General features: G+C 63.3%; 12 protein-coding genes and 5 pseudogenes. 12 read left to right on the top strand and 5 right to left on the bottom strand.

Annotation, left to right across the window (positions count from 1 at the left end; genetic code table 11):
- Window positions 1-200 precede the first annotated feature (200 nt).
- From ACZ2G3_RS18105 to ACZ2G3_RS18130, 6 genes and pseudogenes are all read left to right on the top strand, one after another.
- Window positions 201-962, top strand: a complete 762-nt coding sequence (locus tag ACZ2G3_RS18105; protein ID WP_470399943.1) for an ImuA family protein — start codon at window positions 201-203, stop codon at window positions 960-962.
- Window positions 877-2,399 (top strand): annotated as a pseudogene (locus tag ACZ2G3_RS18110) (Y-family DNA polymerase). Before ACZ2G3_RS18105 ends, ACZ2G3_RS18110 begins: the two are co-directional and overlap by 86 nt.
- The gene (locus ACZ2G3_RS18115; protein WP_470399945.1) at window positions 2,396-5,662 is read left to right on the top strand and encodes an error-prone DNA polymerase; all 3,267 of its coding nucleotides are present in this window, start codon (window positions 2,396-2,398) and stop codon (window positions 5,660-5,662) included. The pseudogene ACZ2G3_RS18110 and the gene ACZ2G3_RS18115 overlap by 4 nt, the downstream one beginning before the upstream one ends.
- A gap of 923 nt (window positions 5,663-6,585) precedes the next feature.
- Window positions 6,586-7,011 carry a GNAT family N-acetyltransferase gene (locus ACZ2G3_RS18120; protein ID WP_470399946.1) on the top strand — a complete coding sequence of 142 codons (426 nt, stop codon included), beginning with the start codon at window positions 6,586-6,588 and terminating at the stop codon, window positions 7,009-7,011.
- Window positions 7,008-7,484 (top strand): GNAT family N-acetyltransferase, encoded by a 477-nt coding sequence (locus tag ACZ2G3_RS18125; protein WP_470399948.1) that lies wholly within the window; start codon window positions 7,008-7,010, stop codon window positions 7,482-7,484. Before ACZ2G3_RS18120 ends, ACZ2G3_RS18125 begins: the two co-directional genes overlap by 4 nt.
- A 505-nt stretch (window positions 7,485-7,989) precedes the next feature.
- Window positions 7,990-8,184: a hypothetical protein gene (locus ACZ2G3_RS18130; protein WP_470399949.1), complete on the top strand. Its 195-nt coding sequence runs from the start codon at window positions 7,990-7,992 to the stop codon at window positions 8,182-8,184.
- A gap of 95 nt (window positions 8,185-8,279) precedes the next feature.
- On the opposite strand, the gene ACZ2G3_RS18135 is transcribed toward ACZ2G3_RS18130, so the two are convergent.
- The gene (locus ACZ2G3_RS18135) at window positions 8,280-8,498 is read right to left on the bottom strand and encodes a hypothetical protein (RefSeq protein ID WP_470399951.1); all 219 of its coding nucleotides are present in this window, start codon (window positions 8,496-8,498) and stop codon (window positions 8,280-8,282) included.
- Between the two features lie 252 nt (window positions 8,499-8,750).
- On the opposite strand from ACZ2G3_RS18135, the gene ACZ2G3_RS18140 reads away from it, so the two are divergent.
- Window positions 8,751-12,053 (top strand): PAS domain S-box protein, encoded by a 3,303-nt coding sequence (locus ACZ2G3_RS18140; protein WP_470399952.1) that lies wholly within the window; start codon window positions 8,751-8,753, stop codon window positions 12,051-12,053.
- A 206-nt stretch (window positions 12,054-12,259) separates the two neighbouring features.
- Here the strand turns inward: ACZ2G3_RS18140 and ACZ2G3_RS18145 are convergent.
- From ACZ2G3_RS18145 to ACZ2G3_RS18160, 4 genes and pseudogenes are all read right to left on the bottom strand, one after another.
- A pseudogene (locus ACZ2G3_RS18145) lies at window positions 12,260-12,734 on the bottom strand (transposase); the annotation flags it as partial.
- Between the two features lie 136 nt (window positions 12,735-12,870).
- Window positions 12,871-13,677, bottom strand: a complete 807-nt coding sequence (locus ACZ2G3_RS18150) for a sugar transferase (protein WP_470399954.1) — start codon at window positions 13,675-13,677, stop codon at window positions 12,871-12,873.
- Between the two features lie 114 nt (window positions 13,678-13,791).
- Window positions 13,792-13,953 (bottom strand): annotated as a pseudogene (locus ACZ2G3_RS18155) (transposase); the annotation flags it as partial.
- A 283-nt stretch (window positions 13,954-14,236) separates the two neighbouring features.
- Window positions 14,237-15,169, bottom strand: a pseudogene (locus ACZ2G3_RS18160) (IS5 family transposase).
- A 274-nt stretch (window positions 15,170-15,443) separates the two neighbouring features.
- On the opposite strand from ACZ2G3_RS18160, the gene ACZ2G3_RS18165 reads away from it, so the two are divergent.
- The 5 genes and pseudogenes from ACZ2G3_RS18165 (at window position 15,444) to ACZ2G3_RS18185 (ending at window position 19,354) form a co-directional block, all read left to right on the top strand.
- On the top strand, window positions 15,444-15,635 hold the full coding sequence (locus ACZ2G3_RS18165; protein WP_470399956.1) for a hypothetical protein: 192 nt from the start codon (window positions 15,444-15,446) through the stop codon (window positions 15,633-15,635).
- 70 nt (window positions 15,636-15,705) lie between these two features.
- Complete coding sequence (locus ACZ2G3_RS18170) at window positions 15,706-15,900, top strand: hypothetical protein (RefSeq protein ID WP_470399958.1); 195 nt, start codon at window positions 15,706-15,708, stop codon at window positions 15,898-15,900.
- Window positions 15,901-16,108: 208 nt separating this feature from the next.
- Window positions 16,109-16,896 (top strand): annotated as a pseudogene (locus tag ACZ2G3_RS18175) (IS5 family transposase).
- Window positions 16,897-16,924: 28 nt separating this feature from the next.
- Window positions 16,925-18,955: a GAF domain-containing protein gene (locus tag ACZ2G3_RS18180; protein ID WP_470399960.1), complete on the top strand. Its 2,031-nt coding sequence runs from the start codon at window positions 16,925-16,927 to the stop codon at window positions 18,953-18,955.
- A 15-nt stretch (window positions 18,956-18,970) separates the two neighbouring features.
- Window positions 18,971-19,354, top strand: a complete 384-nt coding sequence (locus ACZ2G3_RS18185) for a response regulator (protein ID WP_470399962.1) — start codon at window positions 18,971-18,973, stop codon at window positions 19,352-19,354.
- Window positions 19,355-19,383 lie beyond the last annotated feature (29 nt).

Below are 19,383 nucleotides of genomic sequence, written 5' to 3' on the forward strand. Positions count from 1 at the left end.
TATCGGTCCACAGGATACAACTGCAAGATGTATGCAGCCTCCTGCGCCGATCTGCCCTGCCGGACATGAACATGCCTCCGCCCTGATCCCTCTTGCGAGGTCTTCACTTGCCGACTGGCCAGGTTGACACAGCAACATCAAAGGAACAAACAAGGAACACGTCGCTTTGGTATTTCACGTCCAGAGGAGCCCGATCCGTCATGCCTCCCGGCAACAGCAGTTCCGCCATCGCGGCCTTGCGCCAGAAAATCTCCCGGCTCGAGGACGATGGGGCGCGGGTGCAGGCTGTGCTGCCCTTCGGAGTGGCGGACCTCGATAAACGCCTGCCGCAAGGCGGGCTGGCCCTCGGCTGCCTTCATGAAGTGGCGGGCGGTGGCAATGGCGCTGTGGATGGCGCGGCGGCCAGTTCTTTTGCCGCCGGCATTGCGGCCCGCCTGCCCGGCCCTGTCCTCTGGTGCGTCACCCAGGCCGACCTCTTCGCGCCGGGGCTTGAGCAGGCCGGTCTGCCGCCCGACCGGGTGATCTATGTGGAGGCGGGCGATGACAGATCGGTTCTGGCCTCGATGGAGGAGGGCCTGCGGCATGGAGGGCTGGCTGCGGTGGTGGGCGATGTGGCGCATCTGTCGATGACCGCGTCGCGCCGGCTGCACCTGGCCGCCAAGGGCACGGGCACCCTGGGGATCGCGCTCAGGCGCTGGCGCAGGCAGGCGGATGCCAGCGACTTCGGCCAGCCCACGGCGGCGATGACCCGCTGGCGGATCTCGGTGCTGCCGTCGACGCCCCTGCCGGTGCCGGGCGTGGGACGCGCCCGCTGGCTGATCGAGCTGATCCGCGCACGGGCGGGCGAATGCCTGGATCTCGAACTGGAGGCATGTGATGGCACGGGTCATCTCGGTCTTCCTGCCGATGTGGCCCGTGGATCGGCTGCGACGGCAGGAGGACGCGTCAGCGCCTTCGGCTGAGGCGCCCCTGATCGTGGCGGGCCGCGTCGGGAACCGGCGTCTCGTGACGGCAGCCTGTCCGGCCGCCCAAGGTGCGGGGCTGCGCGTGGGCATGCCCGTGACCAAGGCGCAGGCCCTGGTCCCCGATCTGCGCGTGGAGCTGGCCAACCCGCGCGAGGATGCCGCAGCCTGGACCGGCTGGCGCTCTGGATCCTGCAGCGGTTCAGCCCCATCGTGGCCTCCGACCTGCCCGACGGCGTGGTGATCGACTCCACCGGCGCCGACCCTCTCCACGGCGGCGAGGCGGCCATGCTGGAGGCGCTTCTGGGACGCCTCACCCTCTCGGGCATCACCGCCCGCGCCGCCATCGCCGACACCTGGGGCGCGGCACATGCGCTGGCGCGCTTTGCGGCCGAGCCTGCTGCGATCGCCGACCCCGGCACGACGGAGGCGGCGATCGCCGCCCTGCCCCTTGAGGCACTGCGGCTGCCGCAGGCTATAGCGGCCGGCCTGCGCACCCTGGGCTTCGTCACGATCGGTGACCTCATGTCCCAGCCCCGCGCCCCGCTCACCCGCCGTTTCGGGCGTGAACTCTGCCGCCGGCTCGACCAGGCGCTTGGGGAAGCGTCTGAGCCGATCGAGCCGCTCCGCCCGGAGGGGGTGGTGGAGGTGCGTCGGGCCTTTGCCGAGCCCATCGGTGCGGCCGAGACCATCGCCCGCCATATCGGCAAGCTGGTTCCGCAGCTCTGCACGGCGCTGGAGGAAAAGGGCCTGGGCGCCCGGCGCCTCGATCTCCTCTGCTACCGGGTGGACAACCGGATCGAGACGGTGCGCGTGGGGCTCGCCGTCCCGCAGCGCGATCCCAAGCGCCTGACGCGCCTTCTCTGCGACAGGATCGAGACGATCGCCCCCGGCTTCGGCATCGAGATCATGACACTGACCGCTTCCATCGCCGAGCCGCTGGCCCCTCGCCAGGCGGCGACCTCCCTGCTGGAGGAAGAGGCCCCGGACCTCTCGGGTCTCATCGACACGCTGGCCAATCGCGTGGGCGCCCGGTCTGTCTACCGCATGGCGCCGGTGTCGAGCGACGTGCCGGAGCGATCGGTCACGCGCATCGGGGCGCTGGCCGAGCCGGTCGGCGCAGGCTGGCCGGATCACTGGCCGCGCCCCTCGCGCCTCCTGCCCCGCCCCGAGCCTATCGAGACACTCGCGCTGCTGCCCGACCATCCGCCGAACTGGATCGCCTGGCGCGGCGTCCGCCGGCGGGTCCGCTGCGCCGACGGGCCGGAACGGGTCTTCGGGGAATGGTGGAAGCGCGATGCCGAGCTGATCGCGGTGCGCGACTACTTCCGCATCGAGGATGAGGCGGGGGAGCGCTTCTGGATCTTCCGCGCGGGGGACGGGGAGAACCTGGATACCGGGTCGCATCGCTGGTTCCTGCACGGGGTCTTCGGATGAGCCGCTATGTCGAGTTGCAGGTCAGTTCGCACTTCTCGTTCCTGCGCGGTGCCTCCTCGGCCGAGGAGCTGTTCGCCACGGCGGCGCTCATGGGCATCGAGGCCATGGCCGTCACCGACCGCAACTCGCTGGCGGGCATCGTGCGGGCGCATGAGGCTGCGCGGGACACCGGCCTCCGGCTGATCGTCGGCTGCCGCCTGGACCTCGCCTGCGGCATGTCGGTGCTGGTCTATCCGACCGACCGCCCCGCCTATTCGCGCCTGTGCCGGCTCCTGTCCCTGGGCAAGTCGCGCGCGGGCAAGGGCAGGTGTCACCTCGAATGGGCCGATCTGGTCCTCTATGCGGAGGGACTGATCGCGGTCCTGGTCCCGGATCTCGCCGACGACGCCTGTGCCTTGCGGCTGCGTCGGCTGCGCGACACCTTCGGTGACCGGGCCTATCTGGCGCTGACCCTGCGGCGGCGGCCGAATGACCAGCTGCGGCTCCACGAGCTGTCGAACCTCGCAGCGCGTCTGCGGGTGCCGACGGTGGTGACGAACGATGTCCTCTTCCACGAGCCCGGCCGCCGCATCCTGCAGGACGTGGTGACGGCGATCCGCGTGGGCACGACGGTCGATGCCCTGGGCTTTCGCCGCGAGCGTCACGCCGACCGCTACCTGAAGCCGCCTGCGGAGATGCACCGGCTCTTCCCGCGCGACCCGGAGGCGCTGGCGCGGACGGCCGAGATCGCCGCGCGCTGCCGGTTCTCGCTCGATGAGCTCTGCTACCAGTATCCCGAGGAGCGCGACGATCCGACCCTGACGGCGCAGCAGACGCTGGAAGCAGTGACCTGGGAGGGCGCGAAGGCGCGCTATCCCGAGGGCATCCCGGATGACGTGGTGGCGTCCCTGAAGCACGAGCTGCGCCTGATCGAGAAGCTGGACTACGCGCCCTATTTCCTGACGGTGAACAGCATCGTGCGCTTTGCGCGCGGGCGCGGCATCCTCTGCCAGGGGCGCGGCTCGGCGGCGAACTCCGCCGTCTGCTACGTCCTCGGCATCACCTCGATCGACCCCGGCCGCAACGATCTTCTCTTTGAGCGTTTCGTGAGCGAGGAGCGGCGCGAGCCGCCTGACATCGACGTGGATTTCGAGCATGAGCGGCGCGAAGAGGTCATCCAGTGGATCTACGACACCTATGGCCGCGACCGCGCCGCGCTGACGGCCGTGGTGATCCGCTACCGCACCAAGGGCGCGCTGCGCGACGTGGGCAAGGCGCTCGGACTTCCCGAAGACCTCATCCAGTCGATCTCCAGCCAGATCTGGTCCTGGTCGGAGGAAGGGGTGAGCGACGAGCAGATCAGGGGGCTGGGGCTCAATCCCGCCGACCGGCGCCTGCGGCTGACGCTGGAGCTGGCGGCCGAACTGCACGGCACGCCGCGGCACCTCAGCCAGCATCCGGGCGGCTTCGTGCTGACCCATGACCGGCTGGACGACCTGGTGCCGATCGAGCCCGCGGCGATGCAGGACCGCCAGATCATCGAATGGGACAAGGATGACATCGAGGCGCTGAAGTTCATGAAGGTCGACGTGCTAGCCTTGGGCATGCTGACCTGCATGGCCAAGGGGCTGGAGCTGCTGGCCGGGCACAAGGGCATCCGCCACGACCTGGCCTCCATCCCGGCCGAGGATCCGCGCACCTACGCGATGATCCGCAAGGCCGACACGCTCGGCACCTTCCAGATCGAGAGCCGGGCGCAGATGGCCATGCTGCCCCGCATCAAGCCGCGCACCTTCTACGACCTCGTGGTGCAGGTGGCGATCGTGCGCCCCGGCCCGATCCAGGGCGACATGGTCCATCCCTACCTGCGCCGGCGGGAGGGGCTGGAGCCGGTGGAGTTTCCGACGCCGGAGCTGGAAAAGGTGCTGGGCAAGACGCTCGGGGTGCCGCTCTTCCAGGAGCAGGCCATGCGGGTGGCCATCGAATGCGCGGGCTTCACACCGGGCGAGGCCGACATGCTCAGGAAGTCCATGGCGACCTTCAAGTTCACCGGCGGCGTCTCGCGCTTCCGCGACAAGCTGGTGCAGGGCATGATCGAGCGCGACTACGCGCCGGACTTTGCCGAGCGCACCTTCCGGCAGCTGGAAGGCTTCGGCTCCTACGGCTTTCCCGAAAGCCACGCGGCGAGCTTCGCGCTGATCTCCTATGCCTCATCCTGGCTGAAGTGCTGGCATCCGGACGTCTTCTGCGCGGCGCTGCTGAACAGCCAGCCGATGGGCTTTTACGCCCCGGCGCAGATCGTGCGGGACGCGCAAGAGCACGGCGTGGAGATCCGCCCGGTCTGCATCAATGCCTCGCACTGGGACTGCACCCTTGAGCCGACCGGGAACGAGAGCCGCCTTGCCGTCCGGCTCGGGCTGCGCATGGTCAAGGGCTTGGCCAACCTCCAGGCCGCCGCCATCGTCCTGCAGCGCGCCGACCAGCCCTTCGGCTCGATCGAGGATCTCTGGCGCCGGGTGCGGGTGCCGATTGCCAGCCTCACCCGCATTGCCGAGGCCGACGGCTTCCGCCCTGCCCTGCGCCTCGGCCGGCGCGAGGCGCTCTGGCACCTGAAGGGCCTGGGCGACGAGGAGCTGCCGCTCTTTGCAGCCGTCGCAGGCCGGGAGGGCGAGACGCTGCCCGAGGCCAATGAGCCCGGCGTGGCCCTGCGGGCGATGACGGCGGGCCGTGAGGTGGTCGAGGACTATGGCCACACCGGCCTGTCGCTGCGCCGCCACCCTGTAGCCTTCCTGCGCCAGGGGCTTGCCCGCCGCGGCGCGATCACCTGCGCTGACACCATGGCCGCGCGGAACCGCCGCTGGTGCAAGCTGGCCGGCATCGTCCTGGTGCGCCAGCGCCCCGGCTCGGCCAAGGGCGTCATGTTCATCACCCTGGAGGACGAAACGGGCGTGGCGAACCTGGTGGTCTGGCCCAAGGTCTTCGAGGCGCACCGCCGGATCATCCTCGGCGCCGGCATGATCGGCGTGGTGGGCCGGGTGCAGCGCGAGGGCGAGGTGGTCCATCACGTCGCCCATCGCATCGTCGATCTCTCGGCGGAACTGGCCAGCGTCGGCAGCCGGGGCGGCAGCTTCCCCCTGCCGCACGGGCGCGGCGACGAGTTCCACCGCGGTACCTCCGCCCCGGACCCTCGGGTGGAGGCGACAGCGGGGCCCCGGCCGCGGGACATCTACATCCCGGACTTGCACATCGACAGCGTGAAGGTGAAGGCCAAGAACTTCCGGTGAAGCCCTTCTCCACTTGCAGGCCTTTACCCGGAACGGCCCTTCAGGATCTCCAGGATCTCGTCGAGCTTTTCCTCAACCCGCTCAATCCGTGCTTCGGCTGATGCGGCGGCATAGAGCTTCTCGATCAGCTCCTCCATGCGCTGCCGATCTCGTTCGGCTGCCCCTGCACTGTCAGTTCGTGCAGGACGCAGATGAGAGACTTTCGGGGTTTCCATGCGGAGCCTCAAGAAAAGCAGCAAGCCGGTGCTGTCGCAGTCGGCCCCAGCTGCGCAGTGTCGATGAAATGCTTGCGACAGGTAATGGTTTACTAAAGCTATCAGGCTTCAAGCGGAACTTGAAGTCATGGTCTCTACCGTTTCGGGCACATCGATCCTTTGTCACATTGTTTTTGCTCGGCGGACAAGAGGGGCAAAAGGTCAGATCGCGGCTTCGCGGTGAGCCTTCCCCATTTGGCATCCCAACCTTCCTCATCGTCCAGGGGATCAGCCAGACGCCCAACGCGAAAAGCCCGAAGCTGACGGCTGCGGCTAATGTAGCGAATGCAAACACACCAAGAGAAGCTGGCCTTTGGCAATCCAGCGCGCTTATGTGTCCGACTTCAGGCCGGCTGCGCAGATTGCGCAATTGTAGCGCTGGCTGCTTGTTTCTGCCTAATGATTACTGCAAGTCTACATCAATCCTAAAGCCGGGCCGTGCTCAGGCGCCCTCATGAGTCCGGCGCAATTATTAGCGCGGCAATGCGGATCTTCGGCTCCCGCCGCAAAGTGACGACGTGATGATGACGACCGCGCAGGAGGCAGAACTTTCGGCGGAGGGCGTTCGCCTTGTGCCAGCGTCTCTTGCGTTGCTGGAGTTCGAGAACCAGTCGGCCTCCGCGCTTGCAGATGCTCTTGGGGTTTCCTGCCCCGGCCCCCTGGCCACCCTTGTTCAATGGCCCGGAGACGCGCGCATGGCTTTTCGAGCGTCTGCAAGCCGACCCTGAGAATGCCGGCTGGTACAGCTGGTACATCATTGCCAATACTGACAGGCCGACGCTCGCCGGCATCGCCGGATACAAGGGCCCGCCGGACGGGGATGGAGTCACTGAAATCGGTTGCGCTGTTGTGGAGGCATTCCAGAGACGTGGCATTGCCGGTGCAGCGGTCGCCATTCTCTGCCGGCGCGCCTTCGCCTTGAATGCGTTGGCGGTCGCTGCGCATACCTTGCCAGGCCTCATTGCATCGCAGGCGGTCCTGCTCAAGAATGGCTTTGAGCGATCGGAGATCCTGCATGATCCCAAGGAAGGAGAAATCTGGTGCTATCATCTGACGCAATCTCCATCCTTCCTGTCAGCAGGAGCTGAGCCTTGATCATCTATCGAGAAGCCCTGCCGGAAGAGGCCTCCACGGTCGCATCCGTGTTCCGGCGGTCTCGTCAGCATCACCTCCCTTATCTCCCAGATCTGCATTCTGCCGCAGAGGATGCCGCTTTTTTCTCTGATGTCGTGTTCGTCGAGTGCGAGGTTTGGGTTGCGGCGGAAGAGAATGAAATCGTCGGTTTCTGCGCCTTCAGGAGGAACTGGGTCGAACATCTGTATCTACTGCCTCACGTCACCGGCCAGGGCATTGGGGGTGGCCTTCTGCAGCGGGCCAAGGCGCATTTTGACTTTTTGCAGCTCTGGGTCTTCCAGCGGAACTGCCGGGCGATCTCCTTCTACGAGCACCACGGCTTTACCAAGGTGCGCGAAACGGACGGCAGCGCGTGCGAGGAGAAGGTGCCTGACGCTCTTTATGAGTGGCGCGATCAGGAGAGCGCCGCGCGATCATCGACGCGATCGGCTTGAACAATCGAAGACAGCCCACCTGCCAGATGCCGAAGTTCGAAAGAGCTCCGAAGCCGGATTTTCTTGAAGTTAGGTGTTTGATCCCAGGTTTTGATGGTGCGATCCTTTCTCAGGAATGGAGGGAGGGACTATGGGCCAGATGCTCGCGCTGCGCCTGCGGTCGCTGCAATACCTTTAACCGTCTTCTAATGGCTTTTCCCGTCGATGCGGCACTAACCGCTAAACATGTGCTTCGGTCAGGCTGGTATGCCGTTTTCGCTGAAAGGCAGAACCTCTGACAAAAGAGGGGGAACTATCTGCTGAAGAACGCGGGCAGGAGGGGGACCTACGCAAGGTCGCTGACAAGGAAGGGGGGAGGGGGATCACCCGGCCTGCAGCACGGAGCCGAAGGCGAAGCAGGGACAGGGGCACCCCCCTGACGCCGCTCAGGGACCTTGTGTGGGGGAACCAGCGGTTCCCTAGACGGACAGGCGCGCGGCCTGGGCAAGGGTAGGGGGCGTTTGGCTTGTCCAAATCCCTTCAGGACCACCTTGGGGCGCTGAATGATCTTGCCACGGCGCCGGAGGTTCTGGACCGGCTCGGCATCAAGGGTGACCCCGAGGCTTTCGTGCTGCTGGCCACTGGCAAAAAGAAGACGCTGCTCAAGCGTGCAGCCGAAGCACAGGATGCGTTGGTGGATACCACACGCTACTGGCGGTAAAGCTGCGAGCAGATACCCTTCGGACAATAGCTCTGCTCTGGATCCATCCGCCCGGTGCTCGAGCTGTCACAAGGGGGAGCTATCGCAAAGACTGATCAGACCTGCCGGCGCAGCCAGGTTTCCATCTCGCAGCGGGACGCGCCGTAAAGAGCGAACGCATCCAGGTTCTTCAGACAAGTTCTGGCATCTGTGATCGGCCGGGGTCGATGGCCCCCATCATCGCACCACAGCCACGCCACTCGGCTATCACCATCGGTTTCGGCAATCAGCATTCGTGTCTTTTCCACTATCAGCACCTCATCCAACTCGGTCATGTCAGTTACACTGCCATACTAGCCGAACTCCAGAATGTCGGCAGGGCCCATCGGGTGGGGGAGCAAATTTCCGCGCAGCACCTCCACCACGCAACGTCAGGCAGCTTGGCTGCATTTCTCGCAGACAGTTTCGCTGAACATCAGACGCATGGTGATGACGCACACATCACAAGCTCGACTTGCGGTCACCGCCAGAGTAAATGCGATGCGGCGTAAGAGGCGCGAAACAAATCCGATGAAGGCAGGCTTCTGATGAACACGAGAGTGCCCCCTGCCGCGAAAGATGCATTCAGCGCGATGCCGGTCTCTGCGCTTATGGAAAAGTTCGACTGGCTCACGTCACCTCTTGGCACGCGTGAAGCCTGGCCGCAGTCGCTGCGCAGTGTCACCGAGCTCATGCTGAGCTCGAAGTTTCCCATGTTTGTGACCTGGGGAGCTGCTCGCTCTTTCATCTACAATGACGCTTATGCGGAGATCCTGGGCTCAAAACACCCGGAAGCCTGGGGCCGGGCAATGGACGAGGTTTGGCGCGAGATCTGGCCTGATGTGGGACCAATGATTGCAGCCGCCCTGGCAGGTGAGGCGATCTTCCATGAGAACCTGCCACTGGCGGTACACCGTAGGGGATACCCGGAGCAGGCATGGTTCACCTTCTCCTACTCTCCGGTGCGGGACGATACCGGCAGCATTGCCGGCGTGTTCTGTTCGGTTGTCGAAACGACCGCCCAGGTCCGGGCCGAACGCGCCCTCGTCGCCAGCGAGGCACGGCTGCGCTTTCTTGACGATCTCAATGCGGCCACCGGCCCATTGAGCGACCCTAATGCCGTCATGACCGTGACCACTCGAATGCTGGGCGAGAACATAGGCGCCTCGGTTTGTGCTTACGCCAGCATGGATGCGGATCAGGACGGCTTCACGATCCGTGGGGATTGGGCCAAGCCAGGGGCAACCAGCATCGTGGGGCACTACAAGCTCGCTGATTTCGGCAGGCTTGCCGTCCACAAGCTGACATCCGGCCAGCCGCTGATCGTTGCGGACAATCTGCAGGAACTGGCTCCGGAAGAGGCTGCCACGTTCCGTAACATCGGGATCGCCGCCACGATTTGCGTGCCTCTGATCAAGGAAGGGCGCCTGACCGCGCTGATGGCGGTCCATGACCGGACGCCGCGGGTTTGGACAGAGGAAGAGCTGAGCCTGATGCACGAGGTGACCGAACGGTCCTGGGCGCATATCGAACGCGTCAACGCCGTTGCGGACCTGAAGGCCAGCGAGACCGCCTTGCGTAAGCTCAACCTTGACCTGGAGCGGCAGGTAAGGGAGCGGACGCTGGCCCGCGGCCGCACCTGGCAGATCACCCCCGATCTGATGGGTGCCTTGAACCCAGCTGGGCGTTTGGAAGCCTTCAACCCTGCCTGGTCCGCACTGCTTGGCTGGTCTGAAGCCGAGCTGGCTGATCTGTCGATCTGGGACATGCTCCATCCCGACGATGTGGAACGGACGCAGCGGAGCTTCGCCCTCACGCAGGCAGGACAGCCCGTCCTTCACTTCCAGAACAGGTTCCGCAGCAAGAACGGGCGCTACCAATGGATATCGTGGGTGGGCGTTCCAGAGGACGGTCTCGTTTACTGCACCGGCCGCGACGTGACAGCCGAACGGGCCCGCGATGCAGAACTTGCGGCGCGTACTGCAGAGCGCGACCAGTTGTGGGAGCTGAGCCCCGACCTGTTGGCGGTGGTCGACTACGCCGGACGGCTGCTCCGGGTGAACCCATCCTGGTCCCGTGTGCTGGGCTATGACGAGGAATGGCTGCTCAGCCGTCCCTATGTGGAGATCCTGCATCCGGAGGAGGTTGGATCTATCGCGGCGCTTCTGGCCGAGATGAAGGAAACGCAGCGTCCTGTGTTGCTGGAGGATCGGCTTCTTGCAGCTGACGGGACATGGCGCACCTTTGTCTGGACCCTGTCACCTGACCCTGGGGGAGACCGCCTTTACGGTGTCGGGCGAGACGTAACGGAGGAGCGGGCGCAGGCAAGGGCGTTTGCCGGCCGCACCGCCGAGCGCGACCAGCTCTGGACACTGTCAGCCGACATGCTGGCCCACGCCGACTATAGCGGGAAGATGCTGGCTGCCAGTCCAGCCTGGACGCGCCTGCTTGGGTTCTCCGAGCACGAACTGCTCAGTACGCCCTACTCGGACCTCATCCACGGTGATGACATCCAAGCGACCTCGGCCGCACTTGTGCGGATGGGCGAGACTGGCCTTTCGGTGCAGTACGAAAACCGCCTGCTCACCAAAGCAGGCGAGTACAAGCCGTTCCAGTGGACCGTTGTGCCCGATCCTGGCGGGATCAGCTTCATTGCCATCGGGCGGGATATGACGGACGCGAAGACGCGCGAGCAAGATCTGCTCCAAGTGCAGTCCGCCCTTCGTCAAAGCCAGAAGCTGGAAGCACTGGGCCAGCTGACAGGCGGGGTCGCGCATGACTTCAACAACCTGCTGACGGCCGTCATGTCCAACCTCGAGCTGCTGGAAAAGCGGATCGGGCATGACGACAGGGCGCACCGGCTGATCCAAGGCGCCATCCAGGGCGCAACGCGCGGCGCGACGCTGACGCAACGGATGCTTGCCTTCGCGCGGCGGCAGGAGTTGACGGTTGAGCCGCACAGCCTGGTTCGCCTTGTGGAACGTGCCGAAGACCTCTTGCGCCGCTCGGTCGGCGACGGCGTGGAATTGAAGTTCAACCTCGCCCAGCCTCTGCCCTTGGCGCTTGTGGACGACAACCAGTTCGACCTGGCCCTGTTGAACCTGGTTCTCAATGCGCGGGACGCGATGCCGAACGGCGGCGTCATCACGGTCAGCGTCGACCAACGCATCCTGCAGGATGATCCGCAAGCACCGCCACGCGGCTATGTCTGCCTGAGCATCGCCGACACCGGAGAGGGAATGGACGCAGAAACGCTTGAGAAGGCGACCCAGCCCTTCTTCACGACCAAGGGCGTCGGCAAGGGAAGCGGGCTCGGTCTGCCCATGATCCACGGCTTGGCGCTGCAGCTGAACGGCAGGCTGCATCTTGCCAGCGAGCTCGGAAAAGGCACGACCGCAGAGCTTTGGCTTCCGGTCACTGAAACAAGCACCATTAGCGGGATCAGCGAGAAACCTGTCAGTGAACCTGCTCAGGACACCGGCAATGGCCGGCCCCTGCGCATCCTGATGGTCGACGACGACCCCCTGATTTCGATGAGCAGCGTCGACATGCTGGAAGACCTCGGCCACGACGTGACGCCCGCCTATTCGGGCGCCAAGGCGCTGCAGATCCTGCAGACAGAGCCGGCCTTCGACCTGCTCATGACCGATTTCTCGATGCCGAAGATGAACGGCGGCCAGCTGGCCCTTGCCGCACGCAGGCTCTACCCCGACCTCCCGATCCTGCTGGCCACCGGATATGCGGAGCTTCCCGAAGACGACGTCCTGAAGCTGCCGAGAATATCGAAGCCGTATCATCAGCACCAACTGCGGGCAGAGATCGAGAACGCTGTCCGGCGCAAAGGTACCTAATTGTCGTAGCGGATTGCTGCGACAGGAAAAGCGTTCGGGGAGGAACCAGCTCAAACGGGTGGCGGTATGAGCAATGATGTTATTGCTCCTTGTACGGCGCGATCGGTCTTGTCAGCGCCGCCTGACCAGACCTCCGATATTTGGAGATCTGAGATCTTGCGCTTCAAGACAGTCCCTCTGCTCTTGATCCTAAGATCGAGTCATGCCGCCTTGTTTCTCGTTTTAGCGCCGGGGCTGTCCTTCCTCCAAGGCTTGGCTTTTCGCCGGGGCGGGATGACAGCGTCCGCGCCGCGCCGCGCCGCGCCGCGGCTCGCGATGCCATCGCGGCAGCCACGAGTGATGTGGGCGCCGTCGGCGGTAACCGAGGCAACCGGTTCGTTCCCGGGGATCTGGCCGAGCAGATCGGGCAACACGGGCGTATCCCACCCCACTGCCGGTAAACTTGACTGCGCGGACTTTCATGGTGGCCTCGTCCACAGCCAAATGAACCTTGCGCCAAGCTCGCCTGTGTGCGCCGCCGTGCTTGCGCGCCGGTGCTGTCCGAACAGGACCTTTATCGTCAGACCTGCTTGGATTGCCGCATCACCATAGAGCAGCTACCCCCCCCCGCTTGCCCGATGGCGCCGCGTGCCAGGGCGTCGGCGGGTCGAACCAGACAGTCAGCGATCTACGCTGATGCAGCGACGCGTTGTAGGGGGGACCAGCTTAGAGTGAGGTTAACGGATAGGTGAGTGCTTGGACATGCCGCCCTGCTATTCTGCTGGGACTCGCATTGTGATCCCGGACAGGCTTCGTGCAACAAGGCCGTCAGCAGCGGCTACCGTGCCCCCTTCGCCGACAGCAGTGCGGGCACGGTGTTTGCGATGATGCGGATGTCGTTTAGCAGGTTCCAGCGCGATACGTAGTAGCGGTCCAGACGAACGCGCTCGGCATAGGTGGTATCGCTCCGCCCGCTGACCTGCCACAGTCCTGTCAGACCGGGACGGGTGGCGAGGTAGAAGCGCGCCGTGCTGCCGTAATGGGCCAGCTCGTCCTGCACCACCGGGCGTGGGCCCACGAGGCTCATCTCCCCGTTCAAGACATTCAGAAGCTGGGGTAACTCGTCCAGGCTCAGCTTGCGCAGCACCTTTCCGACAGGTGTGACGCGAGGGTCGTTTGTCAGCTTGCGCTGCGTGGTCCACAGAAACGCATCTTCCGGGTTCTCTTTGAGATGCTGTGCCAAGATCTCGTCGCCGTTGACGACCATGGTGCGGAACTTCCAGCACTTGAACGTGCGGCCCCTGAAGCCAACGCGGCGGTGACCGTAAAGCAGCGGCCCCTTGTCAGATCCTTTGATCAGCAGCGCCAGCCCCAGCAGCAGTAGACCCAGAAACGGCAAAACAAGCAGGATCAGCGCGATATCGAGCGCGCGCTTGGCCGGGCCCCCTATGGGGCGCGGCTCCTTTGACCGTCTCAATAGTCCCGAAGCATGTCCCTTAGCTGCCCGCGTCCTGTTAGGGGAAAACTGGGCCTTTCCAGTTGAACACTCGATACCAAAGCTTTCGGAACTGGGCACGGCTTTCGCTTCCTTGAACAGGTAACAATCTGTTAACATTTGAATCAAAATGTACGCACTTTCAATCAAACTGCTTCCGCTTTACCCGTAGAAAATGACAGTTGGTTAACGGCACCCCAGCATTGGCGATACATTCTTTACAGTGGATCAACCTGTTCGGCCTGGGCGAGACTGGCCTGCCCCTTAGCTGCGGGCTTGAGAAAAGCTTGCAGCTGCACCCGTCCACTCCTCGGTCTGCTCCATCAAAATTGCGCCGAAGAGACCTTGGATATACGACTTGTCAGGGGAGATGCCCAAGATGTCGGTGCGCCGTTTGATCTCGACGTTCAGTCTCTCAATCGGATTTTTGCGAGTGCAGCTTGCCTGGCAGCCATCAACGCTCTTGGGCTTACGTTGCGTCACAGGAAGCAATCCTGCTCTGGCTGACCGGTAACACAACAGAACGAGAGTGGAGCATCCACCGCGAAATGGCAGTGTTAGATGAAGAAAACGATGAAAAACAATTTCTTGCAGGGCCTCGCGCGGCATAATCTTCATTATTAGGTATTATGATACCGCGCGGGGGCGCGCTATCGGCTCTGTTGCACAAAGCCTCTGATGGGCGGGGCTCTCCCTTTCCCGGACGGGTTCATCCCACGGTTTCTGTGACAGGGATGCCAAGCGCGGTGTAGCCGTTCATGACGGCGATGCGGATCTGGACCTCCGCGACCTGTCGGTCGAAGTCCCGCGCCATGAGGCGCCGCCCGAGCAGTTTCATACAGTGCATCTTCGTTTTGGCACGGCTTCGTCGATGATATCCACTTCAGTTTCGCCAGATCGCGGGGCCGAGATGTTTCGCCGCCCGCAGGGCCTCGTTTCTGGCGACCGCTCCAGCGGTGACGGCCTTCCACGACTTCGCGCTCTTGCGGGGCGGGATGACGGCATGTGCGCCGCGGTCAGCGATCACGTCATGGCACTTGCGCGTATCATAGGCGCCGTCAGCGGTGACGCTGCCGATCTCCTCGCCTGCCGGGATCTGGCTGAGCAGGTCGGGCAGGACGGCCGCATCGCCGATGTGGCTCCCGGTGATCTCGACGGCTCGAACCTCCAGTGTTTGCTCGTCGATCCCAAGGTGGATCTTGCGCCAGACGCGCCGTTTGGGGCCGCCGTGCTTGCGCGCGTGCCACTCGCCTTTGCCCTCAACCTTGATGCCGGTGATGTCGATCAGCAGGTGCAACGGCCCTTTGGAGCCACGATACGGGAGGTTAATAGCGAGGGTCTCCTGGCGGCGGCTCAGCGTGCTGAGGTCGGGCACCGACCAGTCAAGGCCGATCAGGCGCAACAGGCTTCCGACGAACCCGGTCCTCTGCCTGAGTGCCATGCCGAACAGCACCTTCATGGAAAGGCAGGTCTGGATGGCGGCATCGCTGCAGCTCTGCCGGCGGCCACGCCTGCCTGTCGCCGCGGCCTCCCAGCTCATCTCGGGATCAAACCAGATTGTCAGCGAGCCCCGGCGCCTGAGCGCTTCGTTACAGGCCGGCCAGTTCTTGGTCCTGTAGGTCGTGGGTGTCGGTCTGCTCATGCATCCCAGCTACCATTCGGAATGCACCAGATGAATCCCTCACGCGATTGCGCGACAGAGCCGGTTGCACCACACGAACGGCAGAACTGCATTCCGGGGCGTTGTCATGTGCTGGGTGAGGCGCAATCTCGCGGGAGCCACAGATGCACAAGTCTAGTAGAAATCAAGATTTGCATGCTTCAAGTTGCGCGACAGAAATGTTGCAACCTTGTGGTGATAAGCAAGTTGAAGACGATCAGAAGCGATAAGGCGGGAGACAACCGTGCGAAGCGAAATGATCACCACCACGGCGACAAGAGACGACATCGAGCTGATCCTCTCGGCGCTGTCGGCCTACAACCACAACACAAGATATCGGATGCTGTACGAGCGATTGCGCGATCAGGCAGCGGTTATGGATCAACAAGTGGCCGGCGAAAAAAGGCGGCCGCGTCAGCGCCACACGCTTAACGAAAATCATATCTAAGTCTGACAATTTCGAATGGAACTCGCAAAAACTTCCTGACCTTTTCGTTAAAGGGCATGGAGGTTTGCAGATGGTGCAATATCGGTACAAGGCAGTTCGCAAAGCAGACGGCCAGGAGATCCTCTCGGGAAGGATCGATGACGTGCTGCATGCCGGTGAAGCAGCGATGAAAATGGCCATCATGGCAGGCCTGCTCCACACACCAAAGTTGTCGGGCGGCCTATCTTTCGATGACGTTGAGATCGAACTTCGCCCGTTGAACTGAAGCCGCATGCGGCTGACGCAGATGCTCGTGATACCTCTCTCAGCCACAAGCGGGCAGTGGTGAAGGCTCAACAGGCTCCGAAGGCACGAGCTCTTTGCGGTGCTGGCTGACCGAGTATCTGCCGAGCTGATCCAGGAGCGGCTCCTAGGTCGTGTTGACAAAAGGGATTCACGGCGGGAAATGGATGTGATTCAAGCTGGTATCTTCGATGGAGAGCCGCTTGGCACGAGACCTGATGCCGGACGAGGAATGGGCGTTCTTTGAGCGTTTCATCCAGACAGTCCGCGCCCCGAACGGACGCAAACCTACCAACCATCGCCTTGTGCTTGATGGGGTTTTCTGGATCGCTCGCACAGGCTCTCCCTGGCGCGATCTGCCGGAAGAGTTCGGCAAGTGGTCAAGTGTCTACCGCCAGTTCCGGCGTTGGACGTTGGCGGGGCTCTGGGAGCAGATCATGAACGCCCTGAACGAAAGCGGCGCGGTCCCGCACGCCCTGCAAATGATCGACAGCACCGTGGTTCGCGCCCATCATCAGGCAGCGGGCGCTAAAGGGGGACTCCGCGACAGGGTTTTGGCCGTTCGCGCGGTGGCTTTACGACCAAGATCCACCTCCTCGTCAATGCAGCAGGGCTGCCTATGAGGACGGAGATCACCGCGGGGCAAACCTCCGACTACCTCGGCTTCGATCTGGTCATGGCCGACAATCTGCCGACACCGAGTGTTCTGCTGGCCGACCGAGGCTATGACGCTGACAGCATTTGAAAATCCATGGGCAAACGCGATGTCTTGCCCGTCATTCCCATGCGCAAATCACGAAAAAAGCGCGCTGCAGTCGACCGGTCCTTGTATCGTCTTCGAAACCTTGTCGAACGGTGCTTCAACAAGCTGAAGAACGCCCGCCGTGTCGCCACCCGTTACGACAAGACTGCGGAGAGCTTCCTTGGCTTCATCGACATCACGTCGATCAGGCTTTGGATCCGCCATTTGTCAACATGACCTAGGTCATCCCTTCGGTGGTTTTGTAGTGCCCAACAAGCAAGCGGTTTCGGATGCAGGTGCGGTGACGGATGAAGAGCGTCGCCTTGCTGCACTGCATGCGCAAGACATCTTGGACACTGCCCCCGAAGTTGGTTTCGAAGACATCGTCCGTCTGGCCACGCGGCTCTGCGATACCCCCGTGGCACTGATCAGTCTCGTGGAGACGGATCGGCAATGGTTCAAGGCCAGGGTCGGCTTCGAGCCTTGCGAAACCCCGATCGAGCAATCCGTCTGCAAGCATGTTATCGGGCAACGCGATCTGCTGGTCATTCCCGACCTGGCCCTCGACGCCCGGACCCGGTCAAATCCGCTGGTGCTTGATGACCCGCATCTGCGCTTCTATGCGGGGGCGCCCCTGGTCACGACCGAGGGACTGACGCTTGGAACGATCTGCGTCATCGACCATTTCGCGCGCCCTGCAGGGCTGACGGATGCTCAGGCCGACGACCTGAGGGCACTCGCCCGGCAGGTCATGACCCTTCTGGAGATGCGGCGCCTCATTGCCGGCCGCGACGAACTTCTCCTTCAGGCAAAAAGCCACCGAAAGCAGGCGGAGCATGAACATCTGGAACTGGCCGCCATGTTCGATCGCACGCCCAGCTTCATGGCTCTGCTGAAAGGCCCTGATCATGTCTTTGACCTGGTCAATCCTGCCTACTGCCGACTGATCGGTAACCGGCAGGTCATCGGTAAAACCGTTGCTGAAGCCCTGCCGGACGCTGCGGCGCAGGGTTACCTGGACCTGCTCGACCAGGTTTATCGCTCGGGAGAGCCACTCTTGCAAAGGGGAGCACCTTATGCAGTGCAGAGCGATCCCCATGCCTCGGCAGATGAACGGTATGTCGATTTCGTTTGTCAGCCTACTCGGGACAAACAAGGGGCCGTGACCGGCATCTTCGTGGAAGGCTCGGATGTGACAAAGCATGTCCGCCAGACGAAGCGTCTTGCGGCACTTGCAGATATCGGCGAGCAACTGCGCGATCTGGGCAACGCCGACGACATCGCCCGGGCAGCGGCGGAATGCCTGGCGCAGGCCATTGGCGGAAGCTGCATCGGCTTTGGAAAGGTTGATCTGAAAAACGAGAGGATAGACGTGCCGGTTGACTGGTGCGGCACGCTCGGCGTCAGCGTTGTCGGATCTCACCACTTCCGGTCATTCGGCTCCTATATCGAGGATCTGAAGCGCAGCGAGACGGTGGTCATTCCGGATGTCGAGATGGATCCGCGAACGGCCAGCGGGGCCGATGGCCTTGAGAAGGTGCATGTCAAGGCTCTCCTGAACTTGCCGATCATGGTGCGGGGCGTTCTCGACACTGTCATCTTTGTCCTGAACGCCCAGGTGCGGGACTGGACGCCGGAGGAAATCGACCTTGTGCGGCAGGTGGGAGACCGGGCGCATGGCGCCATTGCCCGGGTACGTGCCGAAGAGGAACAGCACATCCTGAACGAGGAGCTCAGCCATCGCATGAAGAACACGCTGGCGATCGTTCAGGCCATTGCCAGCCAGACGCTTCGGAAGGTGTCCGACAGGGACGCCGTGACCGCTCTGACCAAACGCATCGGGGCCCTGTCTCGCGCCAATGACGCGCTTCTGAAGACGCGATGGGCTTCCGCTGATCTGAAGGACGTGGCCGAGGCAACCTTGTCCGCCCTTGAGCAGGCGGGCAGGTTTCACCTGCAAGGCCCGTCCCTGCAGATCGGGCCAAGGGCCACGTTGTCCTTGTCCCTCCTGCTGCACGAGCTGGCGACCAACGCCATCAAGTATGGCGCCCTGTCCGTACCGGAAGGACAGGTCGCGATCACCTGGCGCATCGACAGGGACACGGATGATGACATCTTGCGCATGTGCTGGACGGAAACCGGCGGTCCTCCGGCGCATCAGCCATCCGGCAAGGGGTTCGGCTCGACACTGATCAAGATGGGACTGATCGGAACCGGCGGTACCGATCTTCGTTACACCCAATCGGGCCTGATCGCGGCGATGGAAGCCCCGCTGTCTCAGATGCAGCAGCCCTGAGGCAGAGAAACGCAGATGGCCCAATATGCTCCCCTGAAACGCCAGATCGTGCTGGTGGTCGAGGACGAACCGATCCTGCGGATGGCTGCGGTCGGCATGGTCGAGGATGCCGGCTTCGAGGCGGTGGAGGCGACCGATGCCACTGATGCGGTCAGGATCCTGGAGTCGCGTCCCGATATCCGCATCGTCTTCACGGATGTCGACATGCCGCGCGGCGTGGATGGTCTCAAGCTCGCCGCACTCATCCGGGAACGCTGGCCCCCCATCCACATCATCGTGACCTCCGGCAAGGCAGAGGTAGGCAAGATGGTGCTGCCTGTCGACTCCGTGTTCTTTGCCAAGCCCTATGACGAAGAGCGCGTGGTCGACGAGATGCGCCGAATGAGCAGGATCTGCTGACGCGCCAGCAGAGTGCAAGACCGTCCCTC

The organism is Paracoccus sp. KKT209 (genome assembly GCF_055635455.1).

Bases quoted from the DNA above. Each gene is read 5' to 3' on its own strand.
- ACZ2G3_RS18105 (WP_470399943.1), top strand. From the start codon at position 201: ATGCCTCCCGGCAACAGCAGTTCCGCCATCGCGGCCTTGCGCCAGAAA.
- ACZ2G3_RS18115 (WP_470399945.1), top strand. From the start codon at position 2,396: ATGAGCCGCTATGTCGAGTTGCAGGTCAGTTCGCACTTCTCGTTCCTG.
- ACZ2G3_RS18135 (WP_470399951.1), bottom strand. From the start codon at position 8,498: ATGACCGAGTTGGATGAGGTGCTGATAGTGGAAAAGACACGAATGCTG.
- ACZ2G3_RS18140 (WP_470399952.1), top strand. From the start codon at position 8,751: ATGAACACGAGAGTGCCCCCTGCCGCGAAAGATGCATTCAGCGCGATG.
- ACZ2G3_RS18165 (WP_470399956.1), top strand. From the start codon at position 15,444: ATGATCACCACCACGGCGACAAGAGACGACATCGAGCTGATCCTCTCG.
- ACZ2G3_RS18170 (WP_470399958.1), top strand. From the start codon at position 15,706: ATGGTGCAATATCGGTACAAGGCAGTTCGCAAAGCAGACGGCCAGGAG.
- ACZ2G3_RS18185 (WP_470399962.1), top strand. From the start codon at position 18,971: ATGGCCCAATATGCTCCCCTGAAACGCCAGATCGTGCTGGTGGTCGAG.